Genomic DNA, 15780 nt, shown 5'->3' on the forward strand with positions numbered 1-15780 from the left:
AAACTAAAAAAAGCAAACAGATTTTATTGATTAAGTGGATTTAAATAGGGTAGATTTAGCTCTAAATCCTCATTTTAAATAAAAAATGTTGATTGTCAAAGTCTTGAAAACCTTAACAATCAACATTAACTATTTATATTTTTTCAAAGTTCAGTTTCAAAGTCAAAATTCAATTTTAAATCTAAACTCAGAAATCTTAAATTTAAAGTCTTGCTGGTTCAACCCATTTAAAGATATGTGATTCTTGAGGAATAACTAATCTTTCAGAAATCTTAGCCATTCTTCCTGGTAACTTCATTAAATAATCACGGGCTTTTTCAGCTTCATCTGTAAGTCCACCGATTTTATCAATTTCCCATTTATCAATTAACTTTTGCATGATATCAACATAATCACTAGCTGTGTAAACACCTATACGTTGTGCTGAGTCAGAGAATTGCTCAAAAGCAGAACTTATTTTTTGTCCAGATTCTCTCAAGAAGTGTGCAGGCATAACGATTTTTGCTTTCATCATATATTGAAAAGCAAGCATCATTTCGCTTGGATCTACTTGAAAAATACGGTTAACAAATTCGCTATATGCATGATGATGACGCATTTCGTCACCAGCAATCATTTTACACATTTTAGACAATTTGTTATCACCATATTTCTTAGCCATTTGTGCCACTCTGTTATGCGAAACATAAGTTGCAAGCTCCTGGAAACTAGTATAAACAAAGTTCTTGTATGGATCTGTTCCTGTTCCGATATCAAAACCATCGTTGATTAAATGCTGGGTAGTCATTTCTATTTCGCGCATGTTTACACGACCAGACAAATACAAATATTTGTTTAGTAAATCACCATGGCGGTTTTCTTCACCCGTCCATTGTCTGATCCATTTAGACCAACCGTTTCCACCATTTTCAACTTGATTGATGCCTTCTACATCCATTAACCAAGATTCATAAGTAGGCAAAGCCTCTTCAGTAATAGTATCACCAACTAAAGTTACCCAAAAATCGTATGGTAAATCCTTAGCTATTTCGCGTAGTTCTTTTACTTCTTCAAAAAAAGTATCTTTTTCAGAATTAGGTAAAAAATCTGACGGTTGCCAAATCTTTTCAACAGGTATTAAATACTGTTCAACGAAGCTGTCTACGTTTTTCTCTAAAAACTGCATTACTTCTAATCGAATGTTCTTTATAGACATTTTATATAATTTAAATTTTAACTCCTTCTACTACAGCCTTTTCCGACTTTTCCATTATCGTTGCAAAATCATAATCTTTCACTGCTAACGGTTTATGAATGGTAAAGGTAAGATGATTTCCTAAACCCACGGGAAAAAAGCCAAATTTTACCATTTTCCATGAGTTATTAATACTAACTGGTACAACATATGCTGATGGTGCATATTTGCATAATATTTTCAAACCGCTTTGTGCAAATTCCTTCGGTTTACCAGTTTTACTTCGAGTACCTTCAGGAAAAATTACAGCAGAACGATTGTATTTTTCTATATATTCAGACAATCCTTTAATTGCTGGAATGGCTTGTTTAGGATCTTTTCTGTCAATTAGGACAGAACCCCCATGACGTAAATTATAAGACACACTTGGTATCCCTGAACCTAACTCCTTCTTACTTACAAATTTACAATGAAAACGGCGTAAATACCAAATCATTGCTACAATATCGTACATGCTTTGGTGATTTGAAACAAAAATAATAGGAACCCCCTCAGGAATCAGTTCTCTATTCTCAAATTTATAGGTTGTCCCAATGAGATTGGTGCATTTTACCAAAAAGAAATTAAGGTAATCAACACTTTTTTTATGCGCCTGGTAGCCAAAAACATTAAGACAAACCCATTGAATTGGATGGAAAATTGCTAGACAAAATCCAAAACACAAATAATAAACAACGGATATAGGGTACGAAATTAGTTTTTGCATGCTTAAAAAATTAGGTGCAAAAGTAATAAATATATTTTTAGCGCTAATTAAATCGCAAATAATAATAGGTTTGTTGTTAAATTGTACCTTTGTTACATAATTCACAGTTTTTTCAAAATCAAAAAATGAGCTTTACTTACCCAAAAAAAGAACGCCTAAAAAGCAAAACAACAATTGGACTACTCTTTTCTGAAGGGAAATCAGTTTCTAAATATCCGTTGCGCTTAGTTTATTACTCAGGTGATATAAAGCAAGATGAGAAAATAAAAATGGGTGTTTCGACATCTAAAAAATATTTCAAGAAAGCGGTTGACCGCAATTACTTCAAACGTGTTTTACGTGAAACTTACCGATTAAACAAACATATTTTACTTGACAATTTAGACAAGCCCTATTCGTTTATGCTTTTTTATCAAACAAAAGACAGGCTGTCTTATGACGAAATCAACACCAAAACGATTCAATTGTTTGAAAAATTTTTACTTCAAGTAAACCCAAAACCTGAAACTGAAGCTAAAACAGATTTACAAAACGATACTATTCAATAGTTTTTGACTCCATAAATCGTGTTTCCTTACTGACCCGCATTAATGTTGCTGAATTATTCTTATTTTAGTACTCTGAAATTTAAGATAAATCACAAACATGGTCACGTTTTTCAAAAAAAAAATTATAATTCCTATTGTTGCAGCTGCGTTTTTATTCATTGGAACCAGTTTCAAAGATGACTTCTTTGAAATTGCCAAACAAATAGAAATCTTCACAACCTTATTTAAAGCTGTTAACACCAATTATGTAGACGAAACCAACCCTGGTGATTTAATGGACAAAGCCGTTAAAAGCATGTTGGGGAGTTTAGATCCTTACACGGTTTACTTTAACGAACAGGATGTTATCAATTTTAAAATCAATAATACTGGGGAATATACTGGAATTGGTGCTATGATTACTCGCAAAGCCGATCGATTAATTATAAAAGAACAGTATAAAGATTATCCTGCCGATAAAGCGGGACTTAAAGCTGGTGACGAAATCATTCAGATTGGTGATGTGTTAATTGCTGATTTCAAAGATGATGCTTCGCAATTGCTAAAAGGGGCTAAAAACACCAAAATTGCCATTAAATATATACGCCAAGGAAAAACCAATACTACTAATATTATTCTAGATGAAATAGATATCAAATCGGTTCCTTTCTATGGAATGATTGACTCAAAAACAGGATATATTGTTTTGGCTCATTTTAGCCGTAAAGCTTCTGCCGAAACACAAAGTGCATTAGAACAACTTAAACGTGATGGTGCTACTCAGATTGTTTTGGATTTGAGAGGAAATCCAGGCGGGCTTCTTAACGAAGCTGTAAACATATGCAACCTTTTTGTTCCGAAAAACGAAGTTATTGTAACTACAAAATCAAGAATCGAAAAACATAACAATACCTACAAAACAACCAAAGAGCCTATAGACACACAAATTCCATTGGCAATTTTGGTTAACGGAAGAAGTGCCTCAGCATCAGAAATTGTTTCGGGAGCATTACAAGATTTAGATCGTGCTGTTGTTCTTGGAAGTCGCAGTTTTGGAAAGGGTTTGGTACAACGTTCTGTTGATCTTACTTACGGAACTCAGCTAAAAGTAACTATTTCGCGTTACTATACTCCTTCTGGGCGCTGCATTCAGGCCCTAGACTATGCTCATAAAGACAAAAATGGTGTAGCTACAAAAACGGATGCTAAAAACTTTAATGCTTTTAAAACCAGAAAAGGCAGAACTGTTTATGATGGTGGTGGAGTTATGCCTGATATTGAATTAGACGACGCTAAATTGAGTGCAATCACCAATGCTTTATTAAAAAACAACGGTATTTTCGACTATGCAACAAGTTACTATTATAAAAATCCAAATCTTGGAACTCAGATCCCTACTCTAACCGATGCTGATTATAGTAACTTTAAACAGTTTTTAAAAACGAATAAAATCACTTTTGATACTGAAACTGAAACAGCATTAAAGAATACTTTGGCTGCTGCCAAAAAAGAAAAAATAGACGAAACGATTACTTCAGAATATCAGCAATTATTGAATGCCCTTGAAAAAAGTGAGACTACTTTACTTGACAAGAATCAAAAAGAAATCAAGAATTTGATTTTAGAAGAACTAATAAAAAGATACCAATACCAAGAAGGTTTGTATCAATACTATATTAAAAACAACTCTGAGATTAAAAAGGCCGTTGGGGTTTTGAACAATCAAACGGAATATAAGTCAATCTTAAAAATGTAATTCAATAAAAAATAGATTTTATAAAAAATGCAAAAAGGAATGTTTTTCTTTTTGCATTTTTTTTTTGGAAGTACAAGTCTATACCCTAAAATCAATTATACTCAACTAGTTAATTTTCATCATTATAAAGTGAGCCAATTAACTACATCTTTAAATACTTCATCCCAATGATAGCTATCCTCTAAAGGATTTCCGTTAGCATCAAATTCTTTCTTTTCATAATTATGGCTATAGTTAGGATAAGCTTTGAGTTTTATATTGCTTTTTGGTAATAAGAAAGGTAGTAAATCATTGTGTGCTGAACCTATATCGGCCGATCCATACACAACCAATATTGGATTTTTAAATTTTCGTAGGCTCTCATAACTCATATTTTCGTTATGACTCAACCAGTTATTAAAATTTACATTATCCTTAAACGCTATTTTATTTGCAGGAATGTTTTTGTAATCATCTATTAATTTATCAATTTCTAATTGAGAAGCTTCATCATTATTTGTCCCAAAACCCTTAACTCGCTCACGCAAAATGCTTTCGGTTACTCTATTAAAGGGATCTGCCGACATACAAACTAGTTTTGCAATTTTTGTATTATTCTCTGCTAGTTTACACGCTACTCTGTAACCTTCAGAATGTCCGATAACAAAGATGGAATCTTTTATGGTCCTTTTATCACCATATAAATAGTTTATAACCGATTGTACCTGACTAACTCTGTATCCTAAATTATTGTTTTTTATATACTCTAGAGGTACTTCTCCGTTTGAATCTAGATAACCGTTTGCATCTTTATCGTAGCTACCGATTAAAGGAATTCCTTTTCTTGCAATAATGATAAAATTAAATTTTTCAGAATACTCCTTAATACTAAACGGAATCAGAGAATTAGATACTTCTTGATCATAAAAAATTACTGGCAGAGGCAATGAACCTTGAATAAACAAAATTGTAGGCTTTGGCACTTTAGAATCGCTTTTAGATATCAAAAAGACAATTGTATCGTTCTTTGACTTCAGGGATATTTTATCAAACCCTGCTTTTTGCAAATGGAAATCTTCTCCGCTTTGTGCATGCATAACAAAACACGAAAATGAAGCTATTATAAAATACCTAAGGATGCTCATTTATTAAATTTAAATTGTTTCTATATTCTTACATAAACAAATATATCCTATAAATATCATTTTTACTAATCGGTTATTTAATTTGAATGTTTGGACAAAGCCAAAAAAAATATTCGCAATTAACTTTTAATCATTTCTATATGCGGGATATCATCTTCAAGATACATCTCATTAGTTTGTATAAAACCATGGCTTTCATAGAATTTTTTCAAATATAATTGCGCTCCAACAGTGATATCGGTTTTACCAAAATGAGTTTTGATTCCTGCAATTGCTTCTGTCATTAAATCATGTCCCCATTTTTTATCCCGATAATCCGGACTTACAACTACTCTTCCTATAGAAGCGCTATCAAAATCTAAAACATCAAAAATCTCATTATTCTTTTTATAAAGCATCATTCTAATTTGATTCCCTAAATCATTATTTACAATATCCATTTTTTTGAAAAGTAAACAGAAAGGTCATTTAATTAAAAACAACCTTTCTTAAATTAATTGAATATAAAATTTAAATTAAATACTTGGGCTTCAAATATATTGTCTAATACCGTCCCAAAAATGACACCAATCAAAATCTGCGGGAACATTACCTCCTTCTAGTTTAGCCAAGATCTCATCTTCTTGAATATTTTCGCTCATTTTTTTAAAATTATCTAAGCCTAACTTTCTGCTTTCCATGTTTTTTTATTTTAAATTAATTATTAAAGAAAAAAATCACAATCATTTCCTTGGTCTCTCCAGCGCAGGTTTAAAAGCAAATAATCACAATATCAAACAAACATATTTATGCTTTTTCTTACATTATTGGTTTTGTTTTTATTAATATTGTAAATAAATTATTCTATTTCTTACAATTCATATAAATAAGATTGGTCTTAAAATTAAAGCAAGAAGAAAAAATCAAGGATTATCGCAAGATAACATAGCATTTGAATTAGGTACTAATCAACCTTCTTATGCTAGATTAGAAAAAGAAGATGATAGAATCAGTATTACAAGACTAATAAAAATCGCAAATATTCTCAATACCTCAGTTTCAATGTTAATAAATGAAAATTTCGGCACTTTAGAAATTAACGAAAAACCTAAAGATTGTATTAGTAATATAGTCCAAGAAAACAAAGAAGACATTCAAACTTTGAAAAGCCAAATTTTTTTTTGAAAAAGCAAATCGAAAATAAAGAAATATAAATATTAGACATTTGACAACTACTTTACTCCGATAAGTTTTTATAAGGAAGCTTCTTTTAAACAATTCAAATTAATAATAATCAAGCTAAAAAATTTATTACACAATTACGCAATAGTAATAAACAATTATAGTCAACTAGTTAAGAATAAATGGGAATAATATTAAATCAATCTATAAAAAATACAATCATTACATATTTAGGATTTGGAATAGGAGCTATAAATACTCTTTTTTTATTTCCTGTCATTTTAGGGGATGTTTACTATGCTTTAACTGGATACATTTCATCTGCATCAAATATAATAATGCCTTTGTTAGCATTCGGCATGCAAAACACTTTGATCAAATTTTATTCTCAATATCAAACTGAAGAGGAAAAAAATGGCTTCTTATCATTTACTGTTTTCGTTCCAATTTTGTTTTTTATCCCTATATCTTTAGTATCCTTATACTTCTACCAAGACATTACTTTCTTTGTTTCAAAGAAAAATAAAATTGTAAAATCATTTATTTTACTAATTCCTCTTATTGGTTTGTGTATGGGTTATTTTGAAATTTTCTATGCTTGGGCTAGAGTAAATATGCATTCTGTTTTTGGAAATTTCATAAAAGAGGTCGGAATAAGATTACTTAGTTTAATCGCCTTGATTTCCGTGTATTATAAATTGATAACTATTCAATCTTTTTTGTACATAACTGGCGGAATTTATTTTTTTTCTTTAATAATTATGATGTACTATGCCTTCTATTTAAAAAAACCGGTATTTAAATTATATATACCTAATAATATAAAAATATTATTGAATATACTTTTTACATTATACTTTCAGGAACAATAGCCAATTTACTTTTAGATGTAGACAAATTAATGCTTAACCAATATTTATCTATTCAAAATATTGCTTTTTATGGTGTAGCAACATATATAGCATTAGTTATCTCAGTTCCAAGTAGAGCAATGCAACAAATTATCTATCCGATTACTGCCAAACTAATGATTAATAACGAATATGAAAAATTAAATTTAATTTATAAAAAAACATCAATTAATCTTCAAGTCGTAGGAGGATTAGTAATGCTTTGTATTTTTACCAATATTAATGAACTTTATGCGTTAATTCCAAAAGAAGGATATAGTAGTGGCAAATGGGTAGTTTTTATGATTGGTCTTTCTAAATACTTTGAATTAATATTAGGAAACAATAATGCCATTATTTTTAACTCTAAGTATTACAAAACAATATTAGTTTTAGGTGTTTTATTAGTTTTTTTTATAATAACTTTTGATATGTATTTTATCCCAAAATTCGGAGTTATAGGAGCTGCATTTGCTACATTATTATCTATGACATTATATAGTTTAGCAAAATTACTTTTTGTCGTAAAAAAATGAAATTATATCCCTTTACAAAGGAAACAGTATACTCTATCATCATTACAATTCTTCTGTTTCTCACATTTTACTTTTGGGAATTTTCTTTTCCACATATAATCAATATAATCCTAAAATCAATTATATTAACAATATTATACTTCTTTATCCATTATAAATTTATTATTTCAGTTGATATAAACAAGATTATTAAGCAGTTTCTGCTTAATCCCTTACATGAAAACTTTAATAATTTTAAGCAAAAATAATTTTCAGTTTTTTAATACAAAAGCTAAAATCAATAGACTTAAAAAAATTGAATCTTATCACGGAAAGATTAATAATGTAACTAAGCAGAATAAAAATGGACGTAAAAACATTACGGAGGTTGAATGGCTAAAAATAGCTAAGGAATTAGATATAAAAAAGAAGCTATTTATGAACCTGATACAAAAAATATAAAATACAGAGATGATATAAACATAAATCATTTTAACATCCCTGATTTTCTTATTGAACATCTTGAATCATTAAAAAAGAAAACAACAAACTCAAAGAAAAATTAAAAAAAAATGAAGAATCAGTAATTTAATCTACTTTCTCACCATTTCTATATACGGGATATCATCTTCCAGATACATCTCATTAGTATGTATAAAACCATGGCTTTCATAGAATTTTTTCAACTATAATTGCGCTCCAACAGTGATATCGGTTTTACCAAAATGGGGGTTAATCCCTGCAATTGCTTCTGTCATTAAATCATGTCCTCATTTTTTATCACGATAATCCGGACTTACAACTACTCACTACCCTTCCAATAGAAGCGTTATCAAAACTAATTCCAGCATCAAAAAGACGTGCGTGTGCCACAATTTTACCTTCATACTCGCCCATTAGGTGCAAAGCGAGTTTGTCTTTGTCATCAATATCCAAATAAACACAGTTTTGCTCCACTACAAAGACTTCGCTTCTTAATTTTAGAGTATCAATAGTTTATGAACAATTAATGCCTCAAAAGGTTTTTGAAACCTTGTAGGAACAGAATTTCTATTAAAAATTTACGTTTGATTAATCAACTCAGGTTACAAATATCTTTTTAACCAATCTGCTATTTGATCTAATAAATTATCATTTACAACTTCTAAATCGTGTCCTTCATTTTCATAAACTAGTAAACGTGTAGTATATCCTTTTGAATCTAATTTAGAATAAAAAGCAAAAGCATTATTAACATCAACTTTCACATCTTTATTACCTTGAATAATAAAATGCGAAACGTTTTTATTCTGAATTGAATCGATGGCCAGCAAACTAGAACGTGATTTTAGGGCTGTAACAGAATCCTTGGCATAACCGGGAATTCTTTCTCTGTAAACACCAAACATCTCAGGTCGCTTTGTTTGGTATAAATCAGCTTGTCCCGCAATTGCAATATTGGTTTTTATGCGATTGGTTTTCTTTAGCATCAAGAAATTGGTCATCACACCACGACTCCAGCCAAAAACTCCAATTCTCTTTTTGTCAGCATTAGGCAATTGATCTATAATATCAAAAAGGTTTAAAACATCATTAACATCTTTACCTCCAAATTCATCTTCTCCCTCACTTACTGATGTACCACGGAGCTGAGAACCAATAACAATATAACCTTCATTAGCAATTTTGCTAAGAAACTCTGTTAAAAATCCTGATTTTACTGCGCCAAAATTACCATTACCACCACGATTATATATTAAAACAGGATACACTCCTTTCTTTTTGGGCTCTATTAAAAACCCTCTAAGTTTAAGATTATCAAAAGACGTGTAGTTGATGCTATGAAAATTTAAAGAATCAAGAAATTGATATTCTTTTTTGAAAACTATCTTGTCATTTATCTTGTCAGAAATAACAGGATTAAAAGGGTAATCTGTGACTTTACGAATCTCTAAGATAAAATTCGTTTTTGATATTTGTGAAGAACCGAAATTAAAAAAAAGCAATAAAGCTAAAAGAGTAATTTTATTCATAATTGACTTAAGAGATTGGTTATAGAAACAATCACAAAACTACTCTTTTAAAAACTACTTTCTCACCATTTCTATATGCGGAATATCGTCTTCCAGATACATTTCGCTGGTTTGTATAAAACCATGGCTTTCATAGAATTTTTTCAAATATAATTGCGCTCCAATAGTGATATCGGTTTTACCAAAATGAGTTTTAATCCCTGCAATTGCTTCTGTCATTAAATCATGTCCCCATTTTTTATCACGATAATCCGGGCTTACAACTACTCTTCCTATAGAAGCGTTATCAAAACTAATTCCAGCATCAAAGAGGCGTGCGTGTGCCACAATTTTACCTTCATACTCGCCCATTAGGTGCAAAGCGAGTTTGTCTTTGCCATCAATATCCAAATAAACACAGTTTTGCTCCACTACAAAGACTTCACTTCTTAATTTTAGAGTATCATATAATTCATGAACAGTTAATGCCTCAAAAGGCTTTATTTTCCAATTTGGTTTCATCTATAATAGTATAATGTAGTTTTATAATAAAGAATATTATCGGTTGTTAATTTTAACCGATTTAATAATTGCTTCAAGTTCTAACATTGAATCTCGTTCTTCATGCGAAGGAGAATAACAAAATCCCTCAAGAACTAATATTCGATTATAGGCTTTATCAATAATTGCGTAATTGATGAATGGGCCAGTCATAAAGTCATTCCTTAAATCCCAAGTCCCTCTGGTTTCATAAGCTGTTTTTCCATCAAGAATGATTTTAGAAAAATAAGGTGCATATGCTTCTTCTGTTATCATTCGGGTATTGGGTTCTCTGCCTTTAATATATCTTCCTACCGAATCTCGCATCCTTACTATATTGCCTACAATATTTGAGCTATTGGTGATATTATTTATCGGAACTTGATAAATGAGTAAACTAGTACTACCACTTGCCATTTCTTTTTTTAGCCAAATAAAATTACGTTTATGCAATACGTATTGATATGCAGTTGGAACATCTAACTTGATATGAAACTTATTATTAAGAATGTCAGGATTCAACAATGATTTACTGTTGATTTTTTGGCACTGAGCAATTTCTGTTTCCCTAATAATTCGAATTATCTGTGGGGTGTGTATTTCAAATGCATTTATAATATCTGAAACTGATTTTCCAGATATTCGAAACACATTCTGAGGTGATGTGTATACATTTTTTGTAATTTCGAATTTATTGACATTTGATTTTTTTACCACAATAATATTTCGCCCATCGGTCATAAAACCTTCAAGTAATTTGGCTGGATATTGATTTATGGTAAACAAAGGCTCTTCTTGGATGAGCCCAACAACTGGTGAAGCAAATTTATTTCGGATGCTATCTCCTACTTCTCCATACCACAACTGATCATCTATAATAACCGAGATTGTGTTTATCTTACTGCTATTCTTGTGCTGATGTATCCTCTCATTCTTTTTTAGACATGAGAATAACAAAAATGGAATTATAAGCAATAAAAAATGGGTTTTATTCATTTTTAATTTTTAGTTAAGTTCTGAAATAAAACCCAAATTTATATACAATTTTTGATTATCCGTTTATTTTGAGTTTCATTCCGGGTTTAATGTCTCCGTTTTCTATATCATTCCATTTTTTAATATCCGAAATAGTTACTCCTGGATATTTTTTGGCGATGCTATATAACGAATCTCCTTTTTTAACATAATAATCAACTCCACTATTTTTTGCAGTTGCAGATTTTTTCTTAAATGTATCGATGTTGTTTGATGCAACTAAAATTTCTGGAGCATCCTCTGATTCTTCTGCTTTTGAATGAATAACTAACTTTTTCATTGGAGTTACTATATCCATATTCTCGGCTGTCAATCCATTCCAGTCTTTTAAGTCTGCTACCGAAACATTCAGTTTTCTTGCAATACTACTCAAGTTATCTCCTGCTTGCACCACATAAAGTGATGATTGTGCGTCTTTTGAATTTTTATCTTCAACACTAGCAATAGCTTCTTCTGTACGTTTTTTATCAACAGCAGGTGCTAATTTTACTTCGTTAATGTCTTTCTTGATAATTTTAGTTTCCGAAATAATTTTTAAATTTCTACCTAAAGCAATTGAATTACTCTTTAGATTATTCCATTTCTTCAACTGAATAACTGAAACATTGTATTTACTTGCAATTGCACCTAAATTATCTCCTGAACGAACTTTATAAAGTTGTGTTTTTGAGATAACTGTTTGCGTTGCTCTAGGCGAAGCAACTTTTGCAGAAGCAATTGATGTTTGAACTTGATTTATTTTTGGATTTGATTCATAATTAAGGTAAGCGTAAATCTTATCTTCATTTGAAGCAAATACTGAAGCTTTTTCTTTTGGTAACCTCAAGAAATGGTCTTCATCTTGATAAAACGGAACTACATTAAGTTTATACGAAGGATTTAGAAATTGCAATTGTGCTTCGGGAACATCTAACAAACTTGAGATTTGTTTGAATGTCATCTTCTCTTTAATCCGTATAGTATCTGTTTCAAAATGTTGTACAACAGCTCTATCTGGATTTATTCCGTGTTCATTGTGGTATTCATAAAGGTACATTGTTGCTAAAAAAGCGGGAACATATCCTTGTGTTTCTTTTGGTAAGTGACTGCGAATGTCCCAATACGTTTTCTTCCCTCCTGAACGACGAATCGCTTTTGATACATTTCCTGGACCTGAATTATAGGATGCCAAAACTAGCTCCCAATCGCCAAAAATAGTAAACATCTTCGACATATAATCCGCTGCAGCAGCTGATGCTTTTAAAGGATCACTACGCTCATCGATAAACGAATCTATTTTTAGATTGTACTGTTTACCTGTATGATACATAAACTGCCAAAGTCCTGTAGCTCCCATTTTAGAAACTGCTTTAGGGTTTAAAGCAGATTCTACAACGGCTAAATATTTTATTTCTAAAGGGACGTTTTGTTTAGCAAATGCCTCTTCGAACATCGGAAAATAATATTCTGATAAAGCCATTAATCGAGAAAATGATTTTTTACGATTTTTTAAGAATGACTTTATAATATTTTCCAACCCTTGATTATACTGAATATTAAAGGGCGATTTCTCATTCATTGCCGCCAATCGTTGTTTTAGCAACTCTGTTGGCAATTCATAATCTACCTTTGCATCTGTATTTAAAGTTTGGATATCTTTTGATAAATCTTCATAAATGTCTAAACTCACTAATTCTTTCATCCAAAGACTATCTACGCGACTTGCATATTCATCTTTTACGAATGATTTCTTAACTGAATCTAAATACGAAATTTTGATTTCCGGTTTTACAAGGGTATTTGTTTGTGCAACTTCTTGTGCAAACAAGCCCATTGTGGATAACAGGAGTACTGATAATGTGGTATTTTTTACAATCATAATGTATATTTCTACTGGCTATATTTCAAACAATTATAATGCCATTATTTGCAAACTTAATAACAACAATCTAAAATACTCTTTAAAAAGTGTTAAAAATGAGATAGTTAGTCTAAAATAGCTGCTATTCCAGGTAAAACTTTACCTTCTAGCATTTCTAACATTGCTCCACCTCCGGTAGATACGTAACTCATTTTTTCTTCGAAACCAAATTGTTTTACAGCTGCAACTGAATCTCCTCCTCCTACTAATGAGAAAGCTCCATTTGCTGTTGATGCTGCGATATAATCACCTAAAGCAATTGTTCCTTTAGCAAAAGATTCCATTTCAAAAACTCCTAATGGTCCATTCCATAAGATCGTTTTTGAATCCATGATTACTTTTTCAAAGTTTGCCAATGATTTAGGACCTGCATCAAGACCTTGCCATCCATCAGGTATTGCATATACATCTACTACTTGTGTATTTGCTGTATTTGAGAAATCATCTGCAGCAATAACATCAACTGGAATATGAATTTGAACGCCTTTTTCTTTAGCCAATCTCAAAATTTCAAGTGCCAATTCTAATTTGTCATCTTCACAAATAGAATTTCCTACTTTACCACCTTGTGCTTTAATAAAGGTAAATGTCATTCCTCCCCCAATAATCATATGGTCAACTTTGTCTAAAATATTTTCGATAACAGTAATTTTCGAAGAAACTTTAGATCCACCTAGAACTGCTGTAACAGGTTTTTCACTATTTTTAAGTACTTTATTTAAGCTTTCTATTTCTTTTGCCAATAATGTTCCAAAACATTTTTCGTTTGGAAAAAATTGGGCAATTATTGTTGTCGAAGCATGTGCTCTATGTGCTGTTCCAAAAGCGTCATTTACATAGATATCACCTAGTGATGCTAGTTCTTTTGCAAAAGCAACATCTCCTGCTTCTTCTTCGTCATGAAAACGTAAATTTTCTAGTAATAATACTTCGCCTGGTTTTAAATTAGCAGCAGCATCTTTGGCAACATCTCCAACACAATTTGTAGCAAACTGTACAGGAACACCTAAGATGTCTGAAGCTGTTTTTAAAATATGTTTTAAAGAGTATTTTTCTTCAACTCCTTTTGGTCTTCCTAAGTGTGACATTAAAATCACGCTTCCGCCTTGTGCTAATATCGCATCTATTGTAGGCTTTGCTGCTTCTATACGAGTTGCATCTGTAACATTAAAATTTTCGTCTAATGGCACGTTAAAATCAACACGAATTATTGCTTTTTTATTCTTAAAATCAAAATCTTTTAAAGTTTTCATTAAGGTAAGTTTTTAGTTTTTTTTGAAAGAATAACAAATATAGAACTTTTAACTTAGTAATAAATTTGATAAAAATAAAAAACAACGCTTTCTATAAACGAAAACGTTGTAATTCGATAATTATTTTAAATAAAACACAAATCTCAAAAAATAGCGAAATTAATTATCAATCGTGAACTGGATTTTGGGTACATGGGCAATTACTAATTGCTTGAAGGAAATCAAATCCTATGGTTACGACATGTGTTCCTGAATTATAGGCTCCAATACGGTTAAGCGAAGCTTGGTATGAATATCCAAAATAAAAATCTGATTTCTTGAAACCTGCCATTGGACCAACCATTAATGGCTGAAAAAACTGATCGTTCAAGAATCGATAAGAAACTCCTAACCAATAATAATCTTCGTAACGGTTGTATTGTCTGAATTTAAAGTTGAAATCGGTACTTGAACGTTTATCTCCAGCAAATAATTGGTAATAAACCGATGGTTCAAACTCGATACGATTATTTTCGGCTCCTCTAAAAACATAACCTGAATATATTTGATAATTTCGAAGCAAATTAGGCTCTATTCCGTCAAATCTATCTATTTCCTTGTTTAGAATATTACTTGCATTAAAACTTAAATAAAATGCCTTATTACGGTACAACACTCCTACATCAAAATTATTATTAGAAACGAATCGATTATCGGTAATACTCGGATCCGGTAGTGGATTCTCGTACGTTGGATTGAACTCGTTTATATTAATTTTAAAATTATTGATGTTATACGAAATACCAAATGATAGGTATTGTTTTGAATAATAATCAAGAATTAAGTGGTGCGCAAATGATATTTTGGCTCCTGTTTGTCTTGTATAACCATTCTTATCGTTATAAAGTGAGATTCCCACTCCTGAACGATCCAAAATTCTGAAATCAGCATAAAGCGATTGATTGTCTGGCGCATCCTTAATACCTACCCATTGTGTTAAACCATTGGCACGTATTCTTAAGTTATCACCAATACCTGCAAATGTTGAAGAGACTACAAATGGGTTATCGGCTAGGTACTGCGTAAAAACTGGCAAATTTAACTCCTGGCTGTAACCTGATGTTACAGCCATAAGTAGAAATGATATGATAATTTTTTTCATTGTATTT

16 protein-coding genes and 2 pseudogenes are annotated in these 15780 nt (G+C 31.0%); 6 read left to right on the forward strand and 12 right to left on the reverse strand.

Annotated elements, in window-relative coordinates; all coding sequences use genetic code 11:
- Positions 1 to 202: 202 nt before the first annotated feature.
- Both EAG11_RS17350 and EAG11_RS17355 read right to left on the reverse strand, forming a co-directional pair.
- Positions 203 to 1195 carry an acyl-ACP desaturase gene (locus tag EAG11_RS17350; protein ID WP_129540272.1) on the reverse strand — a complete coding sequence of 331 codons (993 nt, stop codon included), beginning with the start codon at positions 1193 to 1195 and terminating at the stop codon, positions 203 to 205.
- Positions 1196 to 1205: 10 nt separating this feature from the next.
- Entirely contained in the window at positions 1206 to 1940 is a 735-nt protein-coding gene (locus tag EAG11_RS17355) for a 1-acyl-sn-glycerol-3-phosphate acyltransferase (RefSeq protein ID WP_129540273.1), read from the reverse strand.
- Positions 1941 to 2065: 125 nt separating this feature from the next.
- Here EAG11_RS17355 and EAG11_RS17360 point away from each other — a divergent pair, with 125 nt between their 5' ends.
- On the forward strand, positions 2066 to 2488 hold the full coding sequence (locus EAG11_RS17360) for a ribonuclease P protein component (RefSeq protein ID WP_129540274.1): 423 nt from the start codon (positions 2066 to 2068) through the stop codon (positions 2486 to 2488).
- A 97-nt stretch (positions 2489 to 2585) separates the two neighbouring features.
- A complete protein-coding gene (locus EAG11_RS17365) occupies positions 2586 to 4223 on the forward strand; it encodes a S41 family peptidase (protein WP_129540275.1) in 1638 nt (545 codons plus the stop codon).
- A gap of 122 nt (positions 4224 to 4345) precedes the next feature.
- Here the strand turns inward: EAG11_RS17365 and EAG11_RS17370 are convergent, their stop codons facing one another.
- From EAG11_RS17370 to EAG11_RS21825, 3 genes and pseudogenes are all read right to left on the reverse strand, one after another.
- Positions 4346 to 5347: a hypothetical protein gene (locus tag EAG11_RS17370; RefSeq protein ID WP_129540276.1), complete on the reverse strand. Its 1002-nt coding sequence runs from the start codon at positions 5345 to 5347 to the stop codon at positions 4346 to 4348.
- Positions 5348 to 5466: 119 nt separating this feature from the next.
- Positions 5467 to 5703 (reverse strand): annotated as a pseudogene (locus EAG11_RS17375) (GNAT family N-acetyltransferase); the annotation flags it as partial.
- A 174-nt stretch (positions 5704 to 5877) separates the two neighbouring features.
- Positions 5878 to 6027, reverse strand: coding sequence for a hypothetical protein (locus EAG11_RS21825; RefSeq protein WP_164998725.1), 150 nt, complete (start codon positions 6025 to 6027; stop codon positions 5878 to 5880).
- 244 nt (positions 6028 to 6271) lie between these two features.
- Between EAG11_RS21825 and EAG11_RS22930 the strand changes: the two genes are divergently transcribed.
- The 4 genes from EAG11_RS22930 (at position 6272) to EAG11_RS21830 (ending at position 8375) form a co-directional block, all read left to right on the forward strand.
- A complete protein-coding gene (locus EAG11_RS22930) occupies positions 6272 to 6511 on the forward strand; it encodes a helix-turn-helix domain-containing protein (RefSeq protein WP_371414647.1) in 240 nt (79 codons plus the stop codon).
- Positions 6512 to 6690: 179 nt separating this feature from the next.
- A complete protein-coding gene (locus EAG11_RS22450; protein ID WP_242499192.1) occupies positions 6691 to 7380 on the forward strand; it encodes a hypothetical protein in 690 nt (229 codons plus the stop codon).
- A gap of 29 nt (positions 7381 to 7409) precedes the next feature.
- Positions 7410 to 7934: a lipopolysaccharide biosynthesis protein gene (locus tag EAG11_RS22455; RefSeq protein WP_242499193.1), complete on the forward strand. Its 525-nt coding sequence runs from the start codon at positions 7410 to 7412 to the stop codon at positions 7932 to 7934.
- Between the two features lie 216 nt (positions 7935 to 8150).
- Complete coding sequence (locus EAG11_RS21830; protein ID WP_164998726.1) at positions 8151 to 8375, forward strand: hypothetical protein; 225 nt, start codon at positions 8151 to 8153, stop codon at positions 8373 to 8375.
- 131 nt (positions 8376 to 8506) lie between these two features.
- On the opposite strand, the pseudogene EAG11_RS22460 reads toward EAG11_RS21830, so the two are convergent.
- The 7 genes and pseudogenes from EAG11_RS22460 to EAG11_RS17420 form a co-directional block, all read right to left on the reverse strand.
- Positions 8507 to 8920: pseudogene (locus EAG11_RS22460) on the reverse strand (GNAT family N-acetyltransferase).
- A 78-nt stretch (positions 8921 to 8998) separates the two neighbouring features.
- The gene (locus EAG11_RS17395; protein WP_129540278.1) at positions 8999 to 9925 is read right to left on the reverse strand and encodes a S9 family peptidase; all 927 of its coding nucleotides are present in this window, start codon (positions 9923 to 9925) and stop codon (positions 8999 to 9001) included.
- 54 nt (positions 9926 to 9979) lie between these two features.
- Positions 9980 to 10426: a GNAT family N-acetyltransferase gene (locus EAG11_RS17400; RefSeq protein WP_129540279.1), complete on the reverse strand. Its 447-nt coding sequence runs from the start codon at positions 10424 to 10426 to the stop codon at positions 9980 to 9982.
- 36 nt (positions 10427 to 10462) lie between these two features.
- Positions 10463 to 11440: a DUF4837 family protein gene (locus EAG11_RS17405; RefSeq protein WP_129540280.1), complete on the reverse strand. Its 978-nt coding sequence runs from the start codon at positions 11438 to 11440 to the stop codon at positions 10463 to 10465.
- Positions 11441 to 11495: 55 nt separating this feature from the next.
- A complete protein-coding gene (locus EAG11_RS17410) occupies positions 11496 to 13337 on the reverse strand; it encodes a LysM peptidoglycan-binding domain-containing protein (RefSeq protein ID WP_129540281.1) in 1842 nt (613 codons plus the stop codon).
- Positions 13338 to 13444: 107 nt separating this feature from the next.
- Positions 13445 to 14632 (reverse strand): phosphoglycerate kinase, encoded by a 1188-nt coding sequence (gene pgk / locus EAG11_RS17415; RefSeq protein WP_129540282.1) that lies wholly within the window; start codon positions 14630 to 14632, stop codon positions 13445 to 13447.
- A gap of 166 nt (positions 14633 to 14798) precedes the next feature.
- Complete coding sequence (locus EAG11_RS17420) at positions 14799 to 15773, reverse strand: type IX secretion system membrane protein PorP/SprF (RefSeq protein ID WP_129540283.1); 975 nt, start codon at positions 15771 to 15773, stop codon at positions 14799 to 14801.
- Between the last annotated feature and the right edge of the window lie 7 nt (positions 15774 to 15780).

The sequence above is a fragment of the Flavobacterium sp. 140616W15 genome (assembly GCF_003668995.1).
Taxonomy (GTDB): domain Bacteria; phylum Bacteroidota; class Bacteroidia; order Flavobacteriales; family Flavobacteriaceae; genus Flavobacterium.

What these genes read in the sequence shown, in the direction of transcription:
- EAG11_RS17350 (WP_129540272.1), bottom strand. Translation starts at nt 1,195, where the DNA reads ATGTCTATAAAGAACATTCGATTAGAAGTAATGCAGTTTTTAGAGAAA.
- EAG11_RS17355 (WP_129540273.1), bottom strand. Translation starts at nt 1,940, where the DNA reads ATGCAAAAACTAATTTCGTACCCTATATCCGTTGTTTATTATTTGTGT.
- EAG11_RS17360 (WP_129540274.1), top strand. Translation starts at nt 2,066, where the DNA reads ATGAGCTTTACTTACCCAAAAAAAGAACGCCTAAAAAGCAAAACAACA.
- EAG11_RS17365 (WP_129540275.1), top strand. Translation starts at nt 2,586, where the DNA reads ATGGTCACGTTTTTCAAAAAAAAAATTATAATTCCTATTGTTGCAGCT.
- EAG11_RS17370 (WP_129540276.1), bottom strand. Translation starts at nt 5,347, where the DNA reads ATGAGCATCCTTAGGTATTTTATAATAGCTTCATTTTCGTGTTTTGTT.
- EAG11_RS21825 (WP_164998725.1), bottom strand. Translation starts at nt 6,027, where the DNA reads ATGGAAAGCAGAAAGTTAGGCTTAGATAATTTTAAAAAAATGAGCGAA.
- EAG11_RS22450 (WP_242499192.1), top strand. Translation starts at nt 6,691, where the DNA reads ATGGGAATAATATTAAATCAATCTATAAAAAATACAATCATTACATAT.
- EAG11_RS22455 (WP_242499193.1), top strand. Translation starts at nt 7,410, where the DNA reads ATGCTTAACCAATATTTATCTATTCAAAATATTGCTTTTTATGGTGTA.
- EAG11_RS21830 (WP_164998726.1), top strand. Translation starts at nt 8,151, where the DNA reads ATGAAAACTTTAATAATTTTAAGCAAAAATAATTTTCAGTTTTTTAAT.
- EAG11_RS17395 (WP_129540278.1), bottom strand. Translation starts at nt 9,925, where the DNA reads ATGAATAAAATTACTCTTTTAGCTTTATTGCTTTTTTTTAATTTCGGT.
- EAG11_RS17400 (WP_129540279.1), bottom strand. Translation starts at nt 10,426, where the DNA reads ATGAAACCAAATTGGAAAATAAAGCCTTTTGAGGCATTAACTGTTCAT.
- EAG11_RS17405 (WP_129540280.1), bottom strand. Translation starts at nt 11,440, where the DNA reads ATGAATAAAACCCATTTTTTATTGCTTATAATTCCATTTTTGTTATTC.
- EAG11_RS17410 (WP_129540281.1), bottom strand. Translation starts at nt 13,337, where the DNA reads ATGATTGTAAAAAATACCACATTATCAGTACTCCTGTTATCCACAATG.
- pgk (WP_129540282.1), bottom strand. Translation starts at nt 14,632, where the DNA reads ATGAAAACTTTAAAAGATTTTGATTTTAAGAATAAAAAAGCAATAATT.
- EAG11_RS17420 (WP_129540283.1), bottom strand. Translation starts at nt 15,773, where the DNA reads ATGAAAAAAATTATCATATCATTTCTACTTATGGCTGTAACATCAGGT.